Here is a 20,271-nt window from a genome sequence, read left to right as displayed (position 1 = left end):
AGGCGCTGGCATGGTGCCACCCTGCCGCCCTGGCACACCAGCGGCGCTGACTTAAAAGGCCTGTTCCTCATGGGCGTCCCACAACCTGGGCGTCGGTTGCGCGGGCGGGTTGCGGGCGAGATCTGCCGCGACCCAGTCGGCGAGCACCGGATCCTTGAGCTGTTCCGCAGCCTCTGCCTGCATCTGCGCAGTCGTGTATCCCTTCGAAGCCCAGTCCTGCCGGCTGCGGTCGACAAGCCGCTCGATTTTCTTCTCGATCCACCATTCGCGGCGCTGCTTGTTGTCGTCGAACCGATAGAAGATGTTGATCTTCATGTCCGACAGCAACGCCACCATTTTCCTGAACCTGCCATTGCAGCTGGTTTCGCAGGGGTGCATCTCCGTGAGCATGGAGAGTTCGCCCGACAACGCCTTGATCGGTGTGTCGCCGTTGCCCTTCAAGGGTGCTGCGATCTCCGTGACCGCCGTGCCCAGGCTCCGGAACAGGTTGTTGATGATCTTGTCCTCGCTGCACGAGCGTACCAGGTAGGCCCGGTACGGCTCTGCAGGCACCAGTGCACGCGCGTTGCGGGGCAGCAGCCGCGCGTCGCCCAGTACCCGCTTCATCGTCGCGGACAGGTCATTGGGTCCCAGGCGTTCAATGTCCGCATCGCTGAGGTCGGCCAACCGCACGTTCCGGTCGCGACCCTTGGTACCGGGCGCATGCACCAGCAGGTCGTCTTCGGTCAGCAGTATCTCCACCGATGCCTGACCCGGTGCGGCCAGCCTGCCGCCCACCGGCGACAGGTCCGCGCCCATCGCGTAGTCCGCCGGGAACATCCCGGTCTGGGTCAGCTTTCCGTCCGTCACCGCGTTGGGTATCAGGACCCGCCGGATGTAGTTGGGCTCGACGAACCCGTCGCCCTGCATCCAGCTTCGCGGATCCCCGCTGGCGGCCGCCCCCGTGGGTGGGAAGGACGGCCCAAGATCCACCGGCTGCCCCCTGTACGACAGATCACTCAGCCGGTAGTTGGCGAAGTTCATCGTGTCGAATCCCTTCAGCAGGCCGAAGTCGTTCCTGCCCAGCGTGCTCATGCGCTTGGCATCTGCGTCATCCAGGGTCAGCTTCTGCTTCTTCAGCGCCTGCGACTTCGCCCACAGGGCGTTGTACTCGCGTTCCAGCGCACTGCGCTCGGTGAATCGGGCATCCATGGTGGCACGCAGCTGGATGAGGTCCTCGTCCAGCGCATCGCGCGTCTCCACGTCCCTGGGTTCAAGCGTGGAGCGCGTCACCGCTTCGCAGGTGTCTGCCGCGCGTGCGGTCCGGCCGCCGCTGCGACGCGGCACCGCGCAGTCGGGCGCGCCCTTGGCCTGCTTCATCCGTTCGATCACCGCCCGACGCAGCCGCTCCGGGTCGCCCACCGACTGCTGTTCGGTTTCAGCCAGCTGGGCGAACACACGCTGCTGCCAGCCCTCCAGGGGCCGCGCACCGTCTGCCGGCGCATTCCCGGCGAGCTCGCCTGCAAAGGTGACCTGGCCGGCAGGCGCGCCGCTGGGCGATGCGCTGAAGGTCAGCACCGTGCCGCTGCCCGAAGGCGCCGAGCGGGTGCTCCACTCACGCCCGGGCAGCACTTCCTGCAGGTGGGACAGCAGGACCTGCACCTCCGACAGCGTGCGGATGCGCCCCTGCACCACCGACTGGCGCTGTTCGCGCAGCTTGCGGTTGGCCAGCACGTTGGCCACCTGCGTGGCCGTGGTGGACGGGAACAACCAGGACTCGGCGGCCCTGGCCAGCTCGGCGTCGGCCGAGGTCAGTTCCTGCGCCTCGGGTCGGGTCAGCTCAGGGTAGTGCTTGACCAGGTTGTCCGCCGCGGTCGGCAAGCGGTGCTGCATCGCCCGCCAGCGCTGCCAGGTGAGCTGGCTCTGCGCGGGCTTTGCCGCGATGACCTGGGCCAGTTCGCGCCGCACGGCGAGCATCACGTCATCGCGCGGGCTCTGCGCGGGCAGGCCCAGCCGCTCGGTCACCCCGGCAAGACCCGCGGCGTCGACCAGCCCGTCCACGTCCGGAAGCGCCTGCGCATCGAGAACCTCGACATGCAGCCCGACCGGTCCGCTGCCGAAGCGCGCACCGCGCATCCAGTCGCCGACCTCGTGGTAGTAGGTTTCAACGCTGCGTCCGTTGCCCAGCCTCGGGCTGTCGGCCCAGGCACGCAGGATGACCGCGCCTTCGCCGGGCCGTCCCAGCGTTTCAGGGTTGGTGACGATCTCCTGGAGGCGCTGGCGCATCGTCCAGTCGCCGACCACATTGGTGACGTCGGCGGTGGGTTTCCTGGCCAGGGTCAGCACGCCGAAGATCGCTTCCAGCTCGTCCAGGCGCGCCGCCGGCAACTCGCCGGCCTCGGGGATCGCCTTGACCCAGCCGGGAACCGGTCGCTCCGGATGCGGGATAGGGGTAGTGGTGCGCCCCGGCGCACCGGCGCGGGCCTCCATGCGCCGCCACTGGCCATCCTTGAAGTGCACCGGCGCGCCCGCTGCGTTGCCGTTACCTGGATCGCGCAGGCGGCGGACGCCGTTTCCGTCCAGGTAGCTCTCGACGAATTCACCGTTGCGCTGCAGGTATTCGCGGCCCTGCTGCAGATACAGCGTGCCGCCACCGGGAAGCGGGCGCGACAGCATCGGCGCCTGTTCCAGGGTTGCGCGCGACCGCACCAGTGCGGTGCCGAGGGTGCCGTCGGCCGCGAACGCCCGCGACTGCATGCGCCAGTGGCGCAGGGCATCGGCGGCCTCGGACACGGTTTCCAGGCTGCGCCTGCCGACCTGGTACAGCAGGTCGGAGATTCCCTTGATCTGCGCGAAGTCGAGCCCGTCGAACACGGCCTCACCCCATGCAAGCAGGGCGGCGTCACGGTCGCCGCGCTCGAACTGGTCGATGCCTTCCTCGATGCTCCTGCCCACCAGCCCCAGCGTGCCGGCCAGGCACAGCATCGCGGCGGTGCCGCCGCTGGCCAGCGAGCACAGCGCCCCTACGCCGACGGTACCGATCAGGGTGAACGTCTCCGCAAACCGCTCCAGCTGGCTTACGGTCATCTCGTCAACGTCATCGATGCGTGCGGCAATCAGGGTCGCCGCTGCCGCCTCGGGGCCCTGCGTGGCTTCGAATCCCACCGGAATGGCCTGGCTGGCCGCGGACTGGGTGAACAGTTCGGCAAGGTCGGGATGGTGCCGGTACTGCGCGCGCGCGCGGATGTAGGCCTCCGCACCGGGCTCGCGCAGCCAGTCGGCGAACGCGCGCTCGCCGAGCAGGCGGTCGCCCTGCGCGGTGTCGGGCAGGAACACATACCGTCCCGCCGTGCTGTTGATCGCCCACAGCCCGACCAGCGCATGATCCTTGAGCGTGACCGCCTGCAGCGACGAAGGCCGTGCATTGGAGGGATCCAGCCGCCCATGCGCCGACCTGAGCGCGGCGTGCGTGGCAGCGTCGATCACGCTGTCCTGCCGCGCCACTTCGATCATCCACCCGGTGCGCGCGCGCAGCTGGTTGGCGAGGGCACCGGCGAACGCATTGCCATCGGCACTGTATGGAAGCGCCTGCAGGTGATCGATGTAGTCATCGGCCAGCGCATTGCTGTCGGCGAAGTCTTCAAGCTCGACGCACAGCGCACGGCGCAGCAACGGGTCCTGCAGCTGCGCGCTGAGCGCGATGTCCACGTCGGGAGTGCCGCGCGCGTCGGGCTGGTAGGCCACCAGCTGCATGGCATCCAGCTCGCTGTCCTGCAGCCACGACGCTGCGTCCAGGCGCACCTCCGGCATCCCACCGGCGTCGGGCGACCAGTCCGGCAGGTTGGCCGGCATCGCGGGGCGCCGCAGGCCATACCGCTGCCAGCCGCGGGTGGCCCAGTCGGTCAGGGACATGTCCTGGCCGCCCACGCGGAGTCGGACCCGGTCCGGGTCGAAGCCCTGCAGCGAACCCTGGAAACCGGCCCTGCGCAGGGCGCGCACCATCGACTCGCAGACGCTGCCGTGCGCATGCTGGCGCAGGCTCTGCAGCGCGATGTCCTGCTGCAGGCGGTACGCGTTTTCCGCTTCGATATTGGCAATTCCCAGCGGACTCCAGCGCAGCATGTTGCGGTCCAGCTGCTGTTGCGCCAGCGCCTGCCCGTGCACGACCAGCGCATCCGCCCACTGCTGGCGCGCGCCCGCAGGCGTATCGACCGGGGCGAACACGAGCTGGAAACTTTCGCCCGGATTCCAGCCAAGTGCCGTGCGGTCGCCACTCTGGAAGCGCGAAAAGCGCGCTTCCCAGGACTGGACGAGGCCGCGCACGGCGGCGCGCTGCGCCGGCGCGGCGGCCTGCACGATGTCGTTGGCCAGGGTCCCGTCCAGCTGGCCGTTGGCAGCAAACATGCCGATGCGGGCGCGCTGGGTGTCCAGGAACTGGCGGAACGCACCTTCGTCACCGAAGGCCTGGAAGCTTGCGAGGTCCGAGCGGTACAGCACCACCTGACCGGCCAGGCCCGGCTCGCCGGCACTGCGCAGTACCAGGTAATTGGGCACCTGCACCGTCACCGGCGTGCCATCGGGCAGGCGGTCGGTGTAGGTCAGGGTGGCGCGTTCGACCGCGTGGGTACCCTGCAGGAACCCGAGCACCACGTCGGCGCCGCGCCGGTGCGCCGCACCGCTGCCCAGCACGCCGTGCGCCTTTGCCTTCAACGCATCGATGGTCAGCCGTGCCTGCAGCGCGCGACCCAGCGCCGGGCGCAGCTGCTCGACCCGCCCATTGACGTGCGCGCGCAGTCGTCGCGCGTCCGCGCTGCGGACGAAGCGGGTCAGCTGCGCCAGCTGGTCTGCCGCCACAGGCACGTCACCGCGCAGGAATACGGGCGTTCCCTGGGCGTCGCGCGCCAGGCAGTACTCCAACAGCGGCAGGCGGTCATCCACGCGCATGCCGGCCACGCGGACCGACGGCAGGCGCACCTCGATGTCCTCCCACGGACCCTCCCAGCCCGCCGCGTCCAACGCCGCGCGCATCGACGCCGCAGCGCTGTGCTGCACGGCCGCCAGCGCCGGGCGAAGGCCGCGCAGCGCCTGCCACTGTCCGACCAGCAGCTCCTGCTCGGTCGGCGACAACCGCGCGACCCATTGCCAGCCTGGGCGGGTGGCGATATCGCGGGCCATCGCCACCGACCAGCGGCGCAGGCTCTGCAGCTGCTGCAACAGTTCCGGATCGTCGCGCAGCGCGTCCAGCTGCGCGGCGGTCACGCCATGCAGCGCCGGCGTGTCGATGCGGTGCGGTGGACTGGAGGCTGCGGTGGACCCGGGCGCTGCGCGTCTCGCGCGGATGCTGCGTGCGGCCGGCTCGATGTCGCCAAGCACCAGATCCAGCGCAGTACCCCAGTTGCCACCCGGCAGTTCCACCAGGTCGGAAGCGAGGTGCCCGGCCACCTCCGTGGTCGTCACTGTCGCCGGCCGGTCCGGCCACAACCAGTGCTTCATTCCCCACGCCGCAGCGCCGAGGCCACCCAGGCTGCCCGCGACGGCGCCGTACAGCAGGCCGCGGCGCAGGCCGGGTGCGCTGCGGACCGTTGCGCTGGCCGCTGCGCCTGCACCGACCGGCGCCGGTACCAACGGCGTGCTGGCGGTCACCTCGCGCAGCGGCACCGCAGCCATGTCGGTCATTTCGATGGCGGGCGGCGCCTGCGGCACGCTCTGGAAGCCGCCGCGTCCCCACTGGCCCAGGGCCGTCAGGCCGGCGCCCAGCCAGGGAATCCAGCCCACCTGCGGACGTGCGGCAGGCGACGCAGCGGGCCCACCTGGATGAGGCAGCCCAGGCGCCTGCCATGCGCTTTGCGCGACATTCGCCACGTCCCACGGCGGGACGATCGCCTCGCGCCGATCCATCGCCTTCTGATGCGCAATGCGTTCGCGCTTCTGCGTCGGCGTCAGCGCGACTTTGGGCGCGGCCAGGTCGGCGCCCTGCGCCGAGGCCGCCGGCTCCAGCAACGCACCGCCCACGCCGTTGAGCACGGCGATGCGCTGCCAGTGACTGGGCAACTCCGCGATGAAGCGGCCGATACCCTGGAGCTGGCGGCCCGGCGAGGGCAGCGCACGTTGCACCTGCCAGAGCAGCGTGGCTACGGCCAGCGCGGACAGCAGGTGGCCACCGGCCAGGCTTGGGCGCAGCTGCGCGTCCGTGTCAGAGATGCTGTCGTGGAGGCTGGCCAGTCCAGTGCGCAATGATTCGGGCAGCGACTGCACCAGCGCATCGAATTCGGCATGGCTGCGCAACGATGGCAGTGCAGCGGCCAGTGAGGGCAGCACCGCCGCCAGGCTGCTCCAGTTGCCGCTGAACGCCGCGCGTGCCACCTGGCCCGCAGTGAGCGCGCTGTTGGCCCAGCTGGGCAGCGCCGCGAGCAGGGTGCTCCATGCGGCGCGGTCGAGCACGGTGCCCAGCACGTTCAGGCCCAGATCGCGCACCACGTTGAGCTCGTGGTCGCGCGCCGCCAATGCCTTTTCCATGTAGGCGGTGACCGCTTCCCGCTCGGCCGGCGTCGACGCTGCGGCGAGATGGCGGTCCATTATCTCGGCGACCTTCCAGCTCTCGGGCGGGTATGCAGCCCGGATCCTGCCGCGCACGTCCGCTTCACGTTGGGTCAGCGCCAACGCTGGTGATTCGGCTTCCACCACCGGCGGCCGTGTCGCGTTGCCAACATGCTCCGGACTGGCGCTGTCCGCGTCCTGCGCGGCAGGTGTGTTGGGCAGGGCCGTGTGCCGATGAAGGGTTGAAAGCAGCAGGGCGGTGCGGTCTAGCGAGGGCATGGATATGTCCGTACGACGTGGGGCGGCGTTGGACTATCACGCCGCCCCCGGAAATACCGATTGCATGAATCTATCGTTCTTCGTGGTTTGTGTAGATGCGCTCAATCAAGATTCAGACTGATTGCATTTTTCGTCGCAATCGAGCGCATGCACCCAAAAAGAAAGCGCCCGAACGAGTCGGGCGCTTCCAAGGGTGTTGCCGGAACAGGACGTTGCCGTCAGCTGGACAGATGCTCGATCGCCGCCACGCTGCCGAGGCGGTCGCCCAGGCGCTTGAGCAGGGCCAGGCGGTTGCCGCGCAGCTTGGGATCTTCGGCGTTGACCATCACCGCGTCGAAGAACGCATCCACCTGCGGGCGCAGACGGGCCAGACGCGCCAGCACGCTGACGTAATCCTTCTGGTGCAGGCTGGCGTTGCTGTCATCGATCGCGGCTTCCACCGCTTCAGCCAGTTCGCTTTCGGCCGGTTCGGCCAGCAGCGCCGGATCGACCATGCCGGGGATGTCACCCTCCGCCTTGCGCAGGATGTTGCGGATGCGCTTGTTGGCGGCCGCCAGTGCTTCGGCTTCCGGCAGCGCCGCGAAGATGCCGATGGCGTCGATCCGTCGGTCGAAGTCATACAACGACGCCGGCTTCAGCTCCGCCACCGCATTGAAGTGCGTCGCCGGCACGCCCTTGTCGGCGTAATAGCCGCGCAGGCGGTCGAGGATGAAGTCGTACAGCTCCTGCGGCAGGGCCTCGGTCTTGCGCTCTGCACTGGGCTGCACGGCAGCCGGCAGGCCGCCCAGCGCGGTGGCCAGCAGCGCGCGCAGGTCGAGGTCGAAGCCCGACTCGATGATCGTACGTGCCAGGCCCAGCGCGTTGCGGCGCAATGCGAACGGGTCCTTGTTGCCGGTTGGCTTCAGGCCTGCGGCAAAGCCGCCGGCCAGCGTGTCCAGCCGTTCGGCGATGGCCAACACCTTGCCCAGTGCCGACAGCGCGATGTCGTCGCCGCCGAAGCGCGGCTGGTAGGCCTCGTCGATGGCGAGCGCGACCTCCGGCGATTCGCCACCGGTCACGGCGTAATGGCGGCCGGCGATGCCCTGCAGCTCCGGGAACTCGTTGACCATGCGCGACTGCAGGTCGTTCTTGGCCAGCAACGCGGCGCGCTTGGCCAGTACCGGATCGGCACCCACCTGCGGCGCGATCGCCCCGGCCAGCGCGACCACGCGCTGTACCTTGTCGGCCACCGAGCCCAGCTTGGCCTGGTAGGTGACGGTCTTCAGGCCGTCACCCATGGATTCCAGGCCCTGCTTGAGGTCTTCGTCGAAGAAGAACTTGGCATCGGCAAAGCGCGGACGGATCACACGCTCGTAGCCCTTGGCCACTTCGGCCACGTTCTTCGATTCGATGTTGGCGATGCCGATGAACTTCTCGGTGAGCTTGCCGCTGGCGTCCAGCACCGGGAAGAACTTCTGGTTGATCTCCATGGTTTCGATCAGCGCTTCCTGCGGCACCGCCAGGAATTCGCGTTCGAAACTGCACAGCACCGGCGCGGGCCATTCGACCAGGTTGACTACCTGTTCCAGGTTATCGTCGGTGATCCGCGCCTGGCCACCGGCCGAAGCAGCTTCGGCATTCACGGCCTCGACAATGCGCGCACGGCGCGCGTCGGCGTCGACCAGCACGCAGGCGGCCTGCAGCGAGCTGACATAGTCGTCCGGCTGGGACAGCCACACGGTCTTGTCGTGCATGAAACGGTGGCCGCGGCTCATGCGGTCGGACTTGAGGCCGAGCACCTCGGCGTCGACCACGTCCTTGCCATGCAGCAGCACCAGCCAATGCACCGGGCGGGCAAAACCGTAGCTGTGGCTGCCCCAGCGCATCGGCTTGGGAATCGGCATGCCGGCCAGCGCCTCGGCCAGGATCTCCGGCAGCAGCGCGGCAGTGCGCGCGCCCGGGGTCACCGAACGGTGCACGAAGCGCTCGCCCTTGGCGTCGCTGGTACGTTCCAGGGCGGTCCAGTCGATCCCGGCCTTGGCCGCGAAGCCCTGCAACGCCTTGGTCGGCTGGCCGTCGGCGTCCAGCGCGATGTTCAGGTACGGGCCCAGCACTTCGCCCTTCTGCTCGGGCTGTTCCACCGCCACGCCGGGCAGCAGCACCGCCAGGCGGCGCGGGGTCGAGAGCGGCTTGGCCTCGCCCTTGTCCACGGCCACGCCACGCTTGGCCAGGCCGTCAACAACACCCTCGAAGAACGCCTGGGCCAGGCCCGGCAGCGCCTTCACCGGCAGTTCTTCGGTACCCAGTTCGATCAACAGCGGCAGCATCGTACTCATGCCTGCACCTCCTTGGCAGCCACCGCTTCGATGCGCTTGGCTTCATACAGTTTTGCCACCGCCTGGGCCAGCGCGCGCACGCGCAGGATGTAGCGCTGGCGCTCGGTCACGCTGATCGCGCGGCGCGCGTCGAGCAGGTTGAACGAATGGCTGGCCTTGCAGACCTGCTCATAGGCCGGCAGCGGCAGGCCCACCTCGACCAGCTTCTGCGCTTCCTTCTCGCAGGCGTCGAAGCGGTGGAACAGCTCCTCCACGTCGGCATATTCGAAGTTGTACGTGCTCTGCTCCACTTCGTTCTGCAGGTACACGTCGCCGTAGGTGACCGCGGTGCCGTCCGGACCGTAGGTCCAGACCAGGTCGTACACGTTGTCGCAGTTCTGCAGGTACATGCACAGGCGTTCGAGACCGTAGGTGATCTCGCCCAGTACCGGCTTGCACTCCAGGCCACCGGCCTGCTGGAAGTAGGTGAACTGGGTCACTTCCATGCCGTTGAGCCACACTTCCCAGCCCAGGCCCCAGGCGCCCAGGGTGGGCGATTCCCAGTTGTCCTCGACGAAGCGCAGGTCGTGGACCAGCGGGTCGATGCCCAGCGCCTTGAGCGAATCCAGGAACAGCTGCTGGATGTTGTCCGGGCTCGGCTTCATCGCCACCTGGTACTGGTAGTAGCGCTGCAGGCGGTTGGGGTTCTCGCCGTAGCGGCCGTCGGTAGGACGGCGCGACGGCTGCACGTACGCCGCGTTCCAGCTTTCCGGACCGATCGAACGCAGGAAGGTCGCCGGGTGGAAGGTGCCGGCACCGACCTCCAGGTCCAGCGGCTGGATCAGCACGCAGCCCTGCTGCGCCCAATACTGGTTGAGGGTCTGGATCAGGCCCTGGAAAGTGATCGGAACGTTCGGGTTCGCGGACATGCGGCGGATTCTTGCCTGCAAAGGGGGTGCGCTAGTATAGCGAGGGACCTGCAGGCCCCGCTTCGAGGATTCTGGCGCCATGGAACACCGCTCACCGGCAACGCTCGCCCCCGCTCCGCAGCCCCTGCCGCCGGGCCGGCTGGTGTTCGAGCAGGTCGCCGCAGCCATGGTTGCCGACGGCCTGGTCGCGGCGCAGGACGTGGAGCGCATCCGCTTCAGCGGCCAGGGCGCGCGCAACGCCAGTGAAGTGCACCCGCTGGTGCTGCTGGCCAATCTGAAGCTGGCCGCGGCCGCCGGCGGCGAACTGGGCCTGGAGCGCCTGACCCAGTGGCTGGCCGATCGCACCGGCACCCGCTACCTGCGCATCGACCCCACCCGCGTGGACGTCTCGGCGGTGACCTCGCTGGTCTCCCACGCTTACGCCCGCCGGCACCGCTTCCTGCCGCTGGCGGTGGACAGCGAGCGCCTGCTGGTGGCCACCAGCGAACCGCTTTCCCAGGAATGGCTGCTCGACCTGCAGCACCTGACCCGCCGCCGGATCGAGCTGGCGATGGTCAACCCGCTCGACCTGCACCGCTACACCATGGAGTTCTACGGGGTCACGCGCTCGGTGCGCGGCGCCCGCAGCGACTCGCGCAGCGAAACCAACGGCACCCTGCCCAGCTTCGAACAGCTGGTGGAACTGGGCCGCGCCGGCGACGTGAACGCCGACGACCAGCACGTGGTGCACATCGTCGACTGGCTGCTGCAGTACGCCTTCGAACAACGCGCCTCGGACATCCACCTGGAACCGCGCCGCGACATGGGGCGCATGCGCTTCCGCATCGACGGCGTGCTGCACAAGGTGTTCGAGGTGCCACCGGCGGTGATGACCGCCGTGGTCAGCCGGATCAAGGTGTTGGGGCGCATGGACCTGGCCGAGCGCCGGCGCCCGCAGGACGGCCGCATCAAGACCCGGTCGCCGGGCGGGCGCGAGGTCGAAATGCGCCTGTCGACCATGCCCACCGCGTTCGGCGAGAAGTGCGTGATGCGCATCTTCGACCCCGATGCCGCCTTCAAGAGCATCGACCAGCTCGGTTTCAGCCCGCAGGAGGCCGCCGGCTGGAATGCGCTGGTCGAGCGACCGCACGGCATCGTGCTGGTCACCGGCCCGACCGGCTCGGGCAAGACCACCACCCTGTATTCCACCCTCAAGCGCCTGGCCACGCCGGACGTGAACGTGTGCACGGTGGAAGACCCGATCGAAATGATCGCCCCGGAATTCAACCAGATGCAGGTGCAGACCAACATCGATCTGGACTTCGCCGCCGGCGTGCGCACCCTGCTGCGGCAGGACCCGGACATCATCATGATCGGCGAAATCCGCGACCTGGAGACCGCGCAGATGGCGGTCCAGGCCTCGCTGACCGGCCACCTGGTGCTGTCCACCCTGCACACCAACGATGCCCCGTCGGCGATCACCCGCCTGCTCGACCTGGGCGTGCCGCATTACCTGCTGGCCAGCACCATCAACGGCGTGCTGGCCCAGCGCCTGGTACGCACCCTGTGCCCGCACTGCAAGGTGCCCAAGCCGCTCACGGACGCCCAATGGGCGGTGCTGGCTGATGCCGATGAAGCATTACCAGAGTCGGCCACGCCATATGCACCGGCCGGTTGCCTGGACTGCCGGCGCACCGGTTTCCTCGGCCGGGTCGGCCTGTATGAGTTGCTGCCATTGGGCCCGCGCCTGCGCGGCCTGATCCGCGCGGACATGGACCTGGCCGGTTTCAGCCAGGCCGCGCGTGCTGAAGGAGTGAGAACCCTGCGTCGCGCGGCACTTGAAAAGGTGGCGGCAGGGCTGACTACAATCGAGGAAGTCCTGACCGTACTGCCTCCGCGAGATGAACCGCACGCCCTTCCTGATTCTTGAAACCGGCCAACCGGTCGCCTCGCTGCGCCGCTACGGCCGCTTTCCGCACTGGATCCGCGTCGCGGCCGGGCTGGACGCCGACGAAACCGTGGTCGTGGACGTGGTCAAGGGCGACGAATTGCCCGACCACCGCGACTTTGCCGGCGTGATCATCAGCGGCTCGGCCGCCTACGTCACCGACCGCGCCGACTGGAGCGAACGCAGCGCGCACTGGCTGCGCGCCGCCGCCCACGACAACCGCCCGGTGTTCGGCATCTGCTACGGCCACCAGCTGCTCGCCCACGCCCTTGGCGGCGAAGTGGCCTACAACCCGGCCGGGCGCGAGTCCGGCACCATCGAGCTGGCGCTCGAACCTTCCGCCGTGGACGATCCCCTGTTTGCCGGCCTCCCGGCCCGCTTCCCCGCCCACGCCACCCACCTGCAGACCGTACTGCGCGCCCCCGAAGGCGCCGCCATCCTCGCCCGCTCGGCACAGGACAACTGCCACGCCTTCCGCTGGGGCGAGCAGGCGTGGGGCGTGCAGTTCCATCCAGAGTTCGCCACCCACCACATGCGCGGCTACGTCCGCGCCCGCGCCGAATGCATCAGCCGCCATGGCGGCTGCGCGCGCAGCCTCGCCCGCGGGGTCAGCGCCGCCCCGCTGGCCCGCCAGCTGCTGCGCCGTTTCGTCCGCCAGGCCCGCAACAACTGAAAGCCCTGCGCCAGGTAGCTTTCCTTCAGGTCACGCGCGCGGAAAACAGGGATAATCGATTCGATCCAGGGCGCATGCGCCCTTCCCCCTGTTCCGGAATGGTATGAGCGAGATTCGCAAGCTGCCCGCCTCCGCGGGCGCCCAGTGGCTGCTGGACGCATTTTCCCTGTATCGCCGCGCACCGCTGCAACTCGCGGTCCTTGGCGTGATCGGCATGCTGGTCAGCTCGTTGATCCTCGTCCTCGCCCAAGCCCTGCCCAGCTGGCTCGGCGTTATCGGCCAGCTGCTCTCCGTCGCCGTCGGCCCGCTGGTGTTCGGCGGCATGCTCTGCGCCGTGCGCGAAGTCGACGACGGCCACCGCGCCACCCCCGTGCACCTGCTGCAGCCGATCCGCGACCGCCGCGTCAGCCACCTGCTGGTTCCGCTGGCGATCCAGCTGATCGCCATCATCGCGCTGGGTTCGCTGCTGTACTTGATGATGGGCAGCGAAGGCCTCACCGCCTCCGCCGAGATGTTCCGCAAGATGCAGGAACTGCAGCAGTCCGGCGCCACCCCCAGCAACGAACAGACCCTGGCCCTCATGGCCGGCGTCCCGGTGATGCGCATCCTGCTCTGGATCCTGCTCGCCTTCATCACCTTCGTGGCACTGAGCATGGCCATGTTCACCCAGCCCGCCCTGGTCGTCTTCGATCACCAGAGCGGCATGCAAGCCCTGCGCATGAGCCTGCAGGGCTGCATCCGCAACTTCGGCGCCATGGCCGTCTTCATGCTGCTCGGCCTGATCGCAACGCTGTGCATCTACTTCCTGGTCGTCATCGCCATGCAGCTCGCCATGCTCGTCGCCGGCGTCGCCGCCGCCGCATTCGTCATGCAGCTCGCCATGTCCACCGTCATCATGCCGCTCTACGTAGGCGCCGTGTACGCCGCCTGGAAGCAGATGTTCGACCACCGCGGCCGCACCACCCCGCCGCCGGTACCGCCGAAAAACGGCCCGGACAACATCTTCGCAGCCTAAAGGTAGAGACGCGCCACGCGCGTCCGCTCTGTCCAACCGCACATAGCCACCTATCGGGGGCGGCCGCCGGGTAGCCCCCGGAGGGACGCTAGAAAACATGGATGTTTTCTAGCAGCCTACATGGACGTATTCACGGCGTGTCCCGGAGCGGGGCTGCCCGGCGGCCGCCCCAGCACGTAAAGATTGAAACGCTGCTCTACGCGCAATCTGAAAGCGAAGCGAACTACTCCGTCTGCTTCTCATCCGTCTTCGCAGGCACCAACCACCGCGAAGCGTGAATCCCAAGCTCATAGAGCAGCACCATCGGAATCGCCAGCATCAGCTGCGACACCACGTCCGGTGGCGTCAACACCGCCGCCAGCACGAAAATACCCACGATCGCGTAACCACGGCCTTCCTTGAACTGCTGCGGCGTCACCCAGCCCAGCAGCGTCAGGATCACCATCGCCACCGGCAGCTCGAAACTGCTGCCGAACGCAAAGAAGATCGCCAGCACGAAATCCAGGTACGCATTCGCATCCGGCGTGATCGCAATCACGTCCGGCCGGAACGTCGTCAGGAAGTGGAACACCGCCGGCAGCACTAGGAAATACGCAAACGCACAGCCGATGTAGAACAGCAGCACCGACGTCGCCAGCAACGGCACCGCCAGCCGCTTCTCCCGCGCATACAGCCCCGGCGCCACGAATGCCCACAGCTGGTACAGCAGCCACGGCACCGCAATGAACAGCGCCACGAAGAATGTCAGCTTCAGCGGCGCGAAGAACGCCCCCGCCGGATTGATCGCAATCATCGACTGCCCGTTCGGCAGCTGCGAAATCAACGGATGCGCCAGCCAGTTGTAGATCTGCCGCGAAAACGGCATCAGCCCCAACAACACCACGCCCAACCCGATCAGCGCCCGCATCAACCGCGCACGCAACTCGATCAGGTGTTCGATCAGCCCACTTTCCGGATTCTCATTGCCACTCATCGCGGCACCTCCGGCGCAGCAGCCGGCGGATCTCGCGGCGCCTGCCCGTCGATACCCGGCGGCGCCATCGCATCGCGCGGTGCTTCCACCACCGTCTCCGGCTCCGCCGGTACCACATGCTGGGCCACGCTCGCCGGCGAACCCGGCGCAGGCCCCGTCATCACCGGCTCGTCAACAGCATCCGCAACGGTGTTGTTGGCATGCACCTGCTGGCGCACCTGCTCCGCCTCGCGTCGCACCGCCTCACCGCTGGCCCGCAGCTGCGCCTCGGTATCACGCACCGACTCCTGCGCCTCGCGGAACTGCCGCTTGATCTCATCCGCGTGCAGCTCCCGCTCCAGCTCCTGCTTCACCGAATCCCACTGATTGCGCGCCCGCCGCACCCACAGCCCCGCGAAGCGCGCCGCCTTCGGCAGCCGCTCCGGACCCAGCACGACCAGCGCGACGACCGCGATGACCAGCAGTTCACTGAAACCAATATCGAACACGGCATGCCGCCCTGATCAGCGACGGTCGCGGTCGTGCTCGTTCTGCGACGTCGTCGACGGATCCTGCGGACGCGCCTCATCGCTCAGCTGCGCGGTCGGCTTGTCGTCGTCGCGCATGCCCTTCTTGAATTCCTTGACCGCACTGCCCAGGTCCTTGGCGCCACTGGTCAGCTTCTTGGTGCCGAACACCAGCAGCACGATGACCAGAACCACCACCCAATGCCAAATGCTAAAACTGCCCATGATGTTCTGCTCGCATTACCTGAAAACCAAGCCCTGAGCATAGCGCACCGCCGGGAGGGCGGCGCGCGTGACGAAAGTCAGTTTCCGTCCAACGACTCGGTCCGGACCTCGCCCTCACCCACCGGCTGGAAACCCTGCTGCGGGGCCGGCTGGGCCGGAACCGCCTGCAGCGGCGCCGTGGTGGCGCCCGTATTGGCCTGTTCAGCTACCGCCGGGGCCGTCTGCTGCGGCTGCGGACCTGCCGGTCGCGGTGCCGGCGCGCTGCCAGCCGTGCCGCGGTTCTGGCGGGCCGAATACGTCGCCTCTTCCAGGCGGTCGCGGAACGCCACCACGTCCATCGACGGCTGCGCGGTCGTGCGACCCTCGATGATCATCCGCGCCGTGGTGTTGCTGCCATACGCATCCAGATTCGACTCGTCATCGATCTGCAGCACGGCCCCATCCAGCGCCACGCCGGCAAACAGCCCGCGCGCGCGCGACCACGACCAGATTTCCGCCTTCAGCTGCCCGTCGGTAGCCGCCGCCGCGTTGCGGCCGACCGGACCGGCCGCAACGCCGGCGTCTGCGCCCAGGGTGAACTTGCCGTTGACGATGTTGTCCAGGCTGCGGTCATTGCGGAACACCAGCACTACGTCCGACGACTGCACCCCGGCCTGGAAGCCGATGCTGCCACCGGTGAGCTTGATGAATGCAGGGCTCGACCAGCTGCCATCGGGATTCTTGACCGACATCAGGCCGTGCCCGCGACGGCCGCCGATCACCAGACCCGCCTTGATCGTGTCGGGAATGACCACCACCGCCCGGGCTTCATCCAGCAGCTTGTCCGGGATGCCCTGTTCGGGAATCGCCTGGATCTCATTCAGGACGCGCACCGCATTGCGGGCGCGCTGGTCCTGCTCCGGCCCGGCGAACGCCGGGGTCGACAGCAGGCTGGCGGTGATCAGCAGTGCAAGGCTCAAACGGCGCATGGGTACTCCAAAAGGGGGAAATCGGAACGAACGATTCAGGATATTGATCGATTGCCCCGAAATTAGAGGGGTTGCGATGAATCCGCAATGAGTATGCACGCGCTGTCGCGCAGACCTGCGAGAATATCCCCATGCTCGACGCACCCGACACCGCCGTGCTGGCGGTCAATCTAGGCACACCCGAGACGCCCACCGCTCCTGCGGTGCGGCGCTACCTGGCGGAATTCCTCAGCGACCCGCGCGTCGTCGCGATCCCGCCGTTGCTGTGGAAGCCGCTGCTGCATGGCCTGATCCTGCCCCTGCGCAGCGGGCGCTCCGCCGCCAAGTATGCGCAGGTCTGGTTGCCGGACGGCTCACCCCTGATGGTCCATACCCGGCGCCTGGCCGAAGCCATGCAGCAGCTCATGCCGAACCTGCAGGTCCGCCACGCCATGCGCTACGGCGCACCCGCGCTTCCCGCCGAACTGGATCGGCTGGCCGCCGAGGGCATGCGCCGGATCGTCGTGCTGCCGCTGTATCCGCAGTATTCGACCACCACCACCGCCTCCATCGAGGACCAGGTGCGCGACTGGCAGCCGCGGCACCCCGGTATCACCGTCACCCTGGTGCGCGACTACGCCGTCGACCCGGACTGGGTCGCCGCAGTGGCCGACAGCATTCGCCGATGGTGGGCCGAACACGGGCGCGGCGAGCGCCTGGTGTTCTCCTTCCACGGCATTCCACAGCGCCTGGCCGATGCCGGCGATCCGTACCCGCAGCGCTGCGAAGCCAGCGCAAAGGCGATCGCGCATGCGCTGGACCTGGGCGACGATGACTGGCAGCTCACCTACCAGTCGCGCTTCGGTCGCGAGAAGTGGCTGCAGCCGTATGCCGAACCCACCCTGTGGGCGATGGCCGAACGCGGAATCAAGCGCATCGACGTGGTCTGTCCTGGCTTTGCCACCGACTGCCTGGAAACCCTGGAAGAAGTGGCAATGGGCTTTACCGAAACCGTCGCCGAGCGTGGCGCGCAGATGCGCTACATCCCCTGCCTCAATGCCGACCCCGCGCACGCCCTGGCGCTTTCGCGGCTGAGCATCGCGGCGCTGGCATGACGCTGGAACCGTTCACCCTGCCGGTCGACGGCAGCGTTGTGGCCGGACTGCGCTCCAGCGCAACCGACGGTGCACGCGTACTGGCGCTGCATGGCTGGCTCGACAACGCTGCCAGCTTCGTACCGCTGGCCGATGCGCTGCCGGACCTTCAGTTGGTAGCCATCGATCTGCCAGGCCACGGCCACAGCGCCCACCTGCCGTACGGCACGCAGTACAACACGCCTGGCGCGATCTGCCATGTCCTGGACGTGGCCGATGCGCTGGACTGGGACCGCTTCATCCTGTTGGGTCATTCCATGGGCGCAGGCATCGCCAGCCTCACCGCTGCGGCCGCGCCCGAGCGCGTGGAGCGCCTGGTCGCCATCGAAGCACTCGGCGGCCTGCGTGGACCCGAAGATGAAACCGCGCAGCGGCTGCGTGACCACGTGCGTGCCGTGCGTGCACTGCCGTCGAAGAAACTGCGCGTGTTTGCCGACCTGGCGGCGCCGGTCCGTGCGCGGATGATGGCCAACCAGCTCAGCGAACCCTGCGCACGCCTGCTGGTCGAGCGCGGCGTGATGCCGGTCGAAGGCGGCTACAGCTGGTGCAGCGACCAGCGCCTGATGCTGCCTACCGCCATGCGGCTGAGTGAAGCGCAGATCGACGACCTGCTGGCCGCGATCGAATGCCCCACCCAGGTCATCTACGCCAGCCCGGCGCAGTCCTATTACCCCGAGCCCCTGCGCAGCGAGCGCATCAAGCTGCTGCGCGATGGCCGCCTGGACGTGTTCCCGGGTACCCATCATCTGCATATGGAGCACCCGCAGATCGTGGCGGATGTGATCGCGCGGTTCCTGGCGACGTAGCTTTCGCGTCCCTGCGACACCGTGTCGCACTCAATAGTGCAGGGATGTGACCGATACCGATGATGCAGGCACACGGGTTGCGCCTGTGTTGTCGCCTGCTCCGTTGATTGCGAAGCCGCGTGTGATCCGGCTTCCAGGAAGAAGCGTGCTTCGCCGCGTCGACGCGGCCGGCGCGGCTTTCTCTTCCAGGAGCTTTCATGTCATCTCTCTCCATCTACTCCCTGCTTGCGGTCTCCGGCGGCACCCTGCTGACGCTGGCGATCCGGCAGTACCGCCGTGAAGCGGCCTTGGTGGCCAAGGTTCGCAGCCTCACGGATCGACTGCACCCGCTGCAGGCCGAACCTGATGTTGACGCAGCCGGCGTCGCGGACGACTGCAATGTGCGCCAGGCAATGGAGGTCTCGCAGACGGCGCTGATGATCGCCGATCCCACGCATGTCATCCGTTACGCGAACCCGGCCGTGGTGCGCCTGCTGCGCCACCAGCAGGCCAGCCTGCGTGCGGCCTTCCCCGACTTCGACGCCGACCGCCTTGTCGGTACCAGCATCCACCGCTTCCATGCCAATCCGGATCGCATCCGGGGCCTGTTGAACACCCTGCAGGCAACCCATCATGGTCGCGTGCGCATTGGACCAGTCCATTTCGCGCAGGTGGTCACGCCGATGTTCGACAACGCCGGCGCGCGCGTGGGCTTTGCCGTGGAGTGGCATGACCGGACCGAGGAGCTGCTGCTTGAGAATGCGGTCTCGGACATCGTCGAGGCCGCCAGCCGTGGCGACCTGGATCGCCGCCTGCCGCATGACGCGGACGGTGTTGGATTCATGTGCGGCCTGACCCGTGGCATCAATCAGCTGCTGGAGCGTGTCGGCGCCACGGTGGGCGATGTCCGGCACGTGCTTGCTGGCCTGGCCCAGGGCGATCTTGGCCGCCGCATGCACGGCGAGTACGAAGGTTCGTTTGCCGCCATGCAGCGCGACGCCAACGCGACAGCCGAACAGCTGAGCGCGATGGTCGAGCGCATCCGCCACAGCGCTGCGGCCATCAACACGGCCGCCGGTGAGATCGCCAGCGGCAACGACGACCTTTCCGGGCGCACCGAGCGCCAGGCAGCCCATCTCGAGGAAACCGCTTCTTCCATGGAGGAGCTGACCGCTACCGTTCGCCAGAATGCTGCGCATGCGGGCAAGGGCAGCACCCTCGCACACGGCGCACAGGACATTGCCGAGCGGGGCAGCACGGTGGTGGGTCGAGTGGTCACCACGATGGAAGGGATCGAACGCGCATCACGCAGGATCGGTGACATTACCGGCGTGATCGATGGCATCGCCTTCCAGACCAACATCCTCGCACTCAACGCTGCAGTCGAGGCGGCACGCGCTGGCGAACAGGGCCGCGGATTCGCGGTGGTTGCCAGCGAAGTGCGTGCCCTGGCCCAGCGTTGCGCGGAGGCGGCCCGCGAGATCCGCACGCTGATCGACACCTCGGTCACCGAAGTGGCCGACGGCGCGCGCCTGGCCAGGGAAGCCGGAGGCACCATGCAGGACATCGTCGGCAGCGTGGCGTCGGTCAGCGAGATCATGGCCAGCATCGCTGCGGCCTCGCACGAGCAGGCTGGCGGCATCGACCAGATCAACCAGACCGTCGTGCAGATGGACCACGCGACCCAGCAGAACGCGGCATTGGTTGAAGAGGCAAGTGCAGCGGCAAGGGAGTTGGAGCAGGAAGCCGAAGCGTTGGCCGCAGCGGTGGCGGTGTTCCGGTAATCGGAGGCATCGCATTTCGATTCTGGTCCATGCGTCACCGTGCCGATCACCGTTATCGGCGGTCGTTTGGGAACCGACCCTACCGATTGGCGGGCAACGTGCGCCGGTAGGGTCGCATCCCAATCGACCGCTGGGGTGGTGATCGGCGCGGTAGGGCATGACCCCAGAACGCAGGCAAAGAAAAAACCCCGCTGCGTGAGCAGCGGGGTTTTTGGGTGTAAACCCTGGCGATGACCTACTCTCGCATGGCTTGAGCCACACTAC

12 protein-coding genes and 1 pseudogene are annotated in these 20,271 nt (G+C 67.9%); 6 read left to right on the top strand and 7 right to left on the bottom strand.

Going from position 1 to position 20,271, the window contains the following annotated elements; all coding sequences use genetic code 11:
• Positions 1–51: 51 nt before the first annotated feature.
• The 3 genes from RYM47_RS00065 to glyQ form a co-directional block, all read right to left on the bottom strand.
• A complete protein-coding gene (locus RYM47_RS00065) occupies positions 52–6,795 on the bottom strand; it encodes a hypothetical protein (protein ID WP_315385233.1) in 6,744 nt (2,247 codons plus the stop codon).
• A gap of 218 nt (positions 6,796–7,013) precedes the next feature.
• On the bottom strand, positions 7,014–9,110 hold the full coding sequence (gene glyS, locus RYM47_RS00060; protein WP_315385232.1) for a glycine--tRNA ligase subunit beta: 2,097 nt from the start codon (positions 9,108–9,110) through the stop codon (positions 7,014–7,016).
• Entirely contained in the window at positions 9,107–10,018 is a 912-nt protein-coding gene (gene glyQ / locus RYM47_RS00055; RefSeq protein ID WP_315385230.1) for a glycine--tRNA ligase subunit alpha, read from the bottom strand. The genes glyS and glyQ overlap by 4 nt, the downstream gene beginning before the upstream one ends.
• A gap of 79 nt (positions 10,019–10,097) precedes the next feature.
• Between glyQ and RYM47_RS00050 the strand changes: the two genes are divergently transcribed.
• The 3 genes from RYM47_RS00050 (at position 10,098) to RYM47_RS00040 (ending at position 13,633) form a co-directional block, all read left to right on the top strand.
• Entirely contained in the window at positions 10,098–11,927 is a 1,830-nt protein-coding gene (locus RYM47_RS00050; RefSeq protein WP_315385229.1) for a GspE/PulE family protein, read from the top strand.
• Complete coding sequence (locus RYM47_RS00045) at positions 11,899–12,618, top strand: glutamine amidotransferase (protein WP_315385228.1); 720 nt, start codon at positions 11,899–11,901, stop codon at positions 12,616–12,618. The genes RYM47_RS00050 and RYM47_RS00045 overlap by 29 nt, the downstream gene beginning before the upstream one ends.
• Positions 12,619–12,721: 103 nt before the next feature.
• Positions 12,722–13,633: a BPSS1780 family membrane protein gene (locus tag RYM47_RS00040; RefSeq protein ID WP_315385227.1), complete on the top strand. Its 912-nt coding sequence runs from the start codon at positions 12,722–12,724 to the stop codon at positions 13,631–13,633.
• Positions 13,634–13,856: 223 nt separating this feature from the next.
• Here RYM47_RS00040 and tatC read toward each other — a convergent pair whose 3' ends face one another.
• The 4 genes from tatC to RYM47_RS00020 form a co-directional block, all read right to left on the bottom strand.
• Positions 13,857–14,606 carry a twin-arginine translocase subunit TatC gene (gene tatC, locus RYM47_RS00035; RefSeq protein ID WP_315385226.1) on the bottom strand — a complete coding sequence of 250 codons (750 nt, stop codon included), beginning with the start codon at positions 14,604–14,606 and terminating at the stop codon, positions 13,857–13,859.
• The gene (gene tatB, locus RYM47_RS00030) at positions 14,603–15,094 is read right to left on the bottom strand and encodes a Sec-independent protein translocase protein TatB (RefSeq protein WP_315385224.1); all 492 of its coding nucleotides are present in this window, start codon (positions 15,092–15,094) and stop codon (positions 14,603–14,605) included. Before tatB ends, tatC begins: the two co-directional genes overlap by 4 nt.
• Positions 15,095–15,109: 15 nt before the next feature.
• Positions 15,110–15,337 carry a Sec-independent protein translocase subunit TatA gene (tatA, locus tag RYM47_RS00025; protein WP_070209607.1) on the bottom strand — a complete coding sequence of 76 codons (228 nt, stop codon included), beginning with the start codon at positions 15,335–15,337 and terminating at the stop codon, positions 15,110–15,112.
• Between the two features lie 77 nt (positions 15,338–15,414).
• The gene (locus RYM47_RS00020) at positions 15,415–16,305 is read right to left on the bottom strand and encodes a lipid-binding SYLF domain-containing protein (protein ID WP_315385221.1); all 891 of its coding nucleotides are present in this window, start codon (positions 16,303–16,305) and stop codon (positions 15,415–15,417) included.
• Between the two features lie 131 nt (positions 16,306–16,436).
• On the opposite strand from RYM47_RS00020, the gene hemH reads away from it, so the two are divergent.
• From hemH to RYM47_RS00005, 3 genes and pseudogenes are all read left to right on the top strand, one after another.
• On the top strand, positions 16,437–17,399 hold the full coding sequence (gene hemH, locus RYM47_RS00015; protein WP_315385219.1) for a ferrochelatase: 963 nt from the start codon (positions 16,437–16,439) through the stop codon (positions 17,397–17,399).
• Positions 17,396–18,244 carry an alpha/beta hydrolase gene (locus RYM47_RS00010; protein ID WP_315385218.1) on the top strand — a complete coding sequence of 283 codons (849 nt, stop codon included), beginning with the start codon at positions 17,396–17,398 and terminating at the stop codon, positions 18,242–18,244. The genes hemH and RYM47_RS00010 overlap by 4 nt, the downstream gene beginning before the upstream one ends.
• Before the next feature lie 329 nt (positions 18,245–18,573).
• Positions 18,574–20,007 (top strand): annotated as a pseudogene (locus tag RYM47_RS00005) (methyl-accepting chemotaxis protein); the annotation flags it as partial.
• Positions 20,008–20,271 lie beyond the last annotated feature (264 nt).

The sequence above is a fragment of the uncultured Stenotrophomonas sp. genome (assembly GCF_963519125.1).
Lineage (GTDB): Bacteria > Pseudomonadota > Gammaproteobacteria > Xanthomonadales > Xanthomonadaceae > Stenotrophomonas.
The sequence above is the reverse complement of the archived record's forward strand: the minus strand, read 5'-3'. Positions and strand labels throughout refer to the sequence as shown.

What these genes read in the sequence shown, in the direction of transcription:
- RYM47_RS00065 (WP_315385233.1), bottom strand. Translation starts at nt 6,795, where the DNA reads ATGCCCTCGCTAGACCGCACCGCCCTGCTGCTTTCAACCCTTCATCGG.
- RYM47_RS00050 (WP_315385229.1), top strand. Translation starts at nt 10,098, where the DNA reads ATGGAACACCGCTCACCGGCAACGCTCGCCCCCGCTCCGCAGCCCCTG.
- glyQ (WP_315385230.1), bottom strand. Translation starts at nt 10,018, where the DNA reads ATGTCCGCGAACCCGAACGTTCCGATCACTTTCCAGGGCCTGATCCAG.
- RYM47_RS00045 (WP_315385228.1), top strand. Translation starts at nt 11,899, where the DNA reads ATGAACCGCACGCCCTTCCTGATTCTTGAAACCGGCCAACCGGTCGCC.
- glyS (WP_315385232.1), bottom strand. Translation starts at nt 9,110, where the DNA reads ATGAGTACGATGCTGCCGCTGTTGATCGAACTGGGTACCGAAGAACTG.
- RYM47_RS00040 (WP_315385227.1), top strand. Translation starts at nt 12,722, where the DNA reads ATGAGCGAGATTCGCAAGCTGCCCGCCTCCGCGGGCGCCCAGTGGCTG.
- RYM47_RS00010 (WP_315385218.1), top strand. Translation starts at nt 17,396, where the DNA reads ATGACGCTGGAACCGTTCACCCTGCCGGTCGACGGCAGCGTTGTGGCC.
- hemH (WP_315385219.1), top strand. Translation starts at nt 16,437, where the DNA reads ATGCTCGACGCACCCGACACCGCCGTGCTGGCGGTCAATCTAGGCACA.
- tatC (WP_315385226.1), bottom strand. Translation starts at nt 14,606, where the DNA reads ATGAGTGGCAATGAGAATCCGGAAAGTGGGCTGATCGAACACCTGATC.
- RYM47_RS00020 (WP_315385221.1), bottom strand. Translation starts at nt 16,305, where the DNA reads ATGCGCCGTTTGAGCCTTGCACTGCTGATCACCGCCAGCCTGCTGTCG.
- tatA (WP_070209607.1), bottom strand. Translation starts at nt 15,337, where the DNA reads ATGGGCAGTTTTAGCATTTGGCATTGGGTGGTGGTTCTGGTCATCGTG.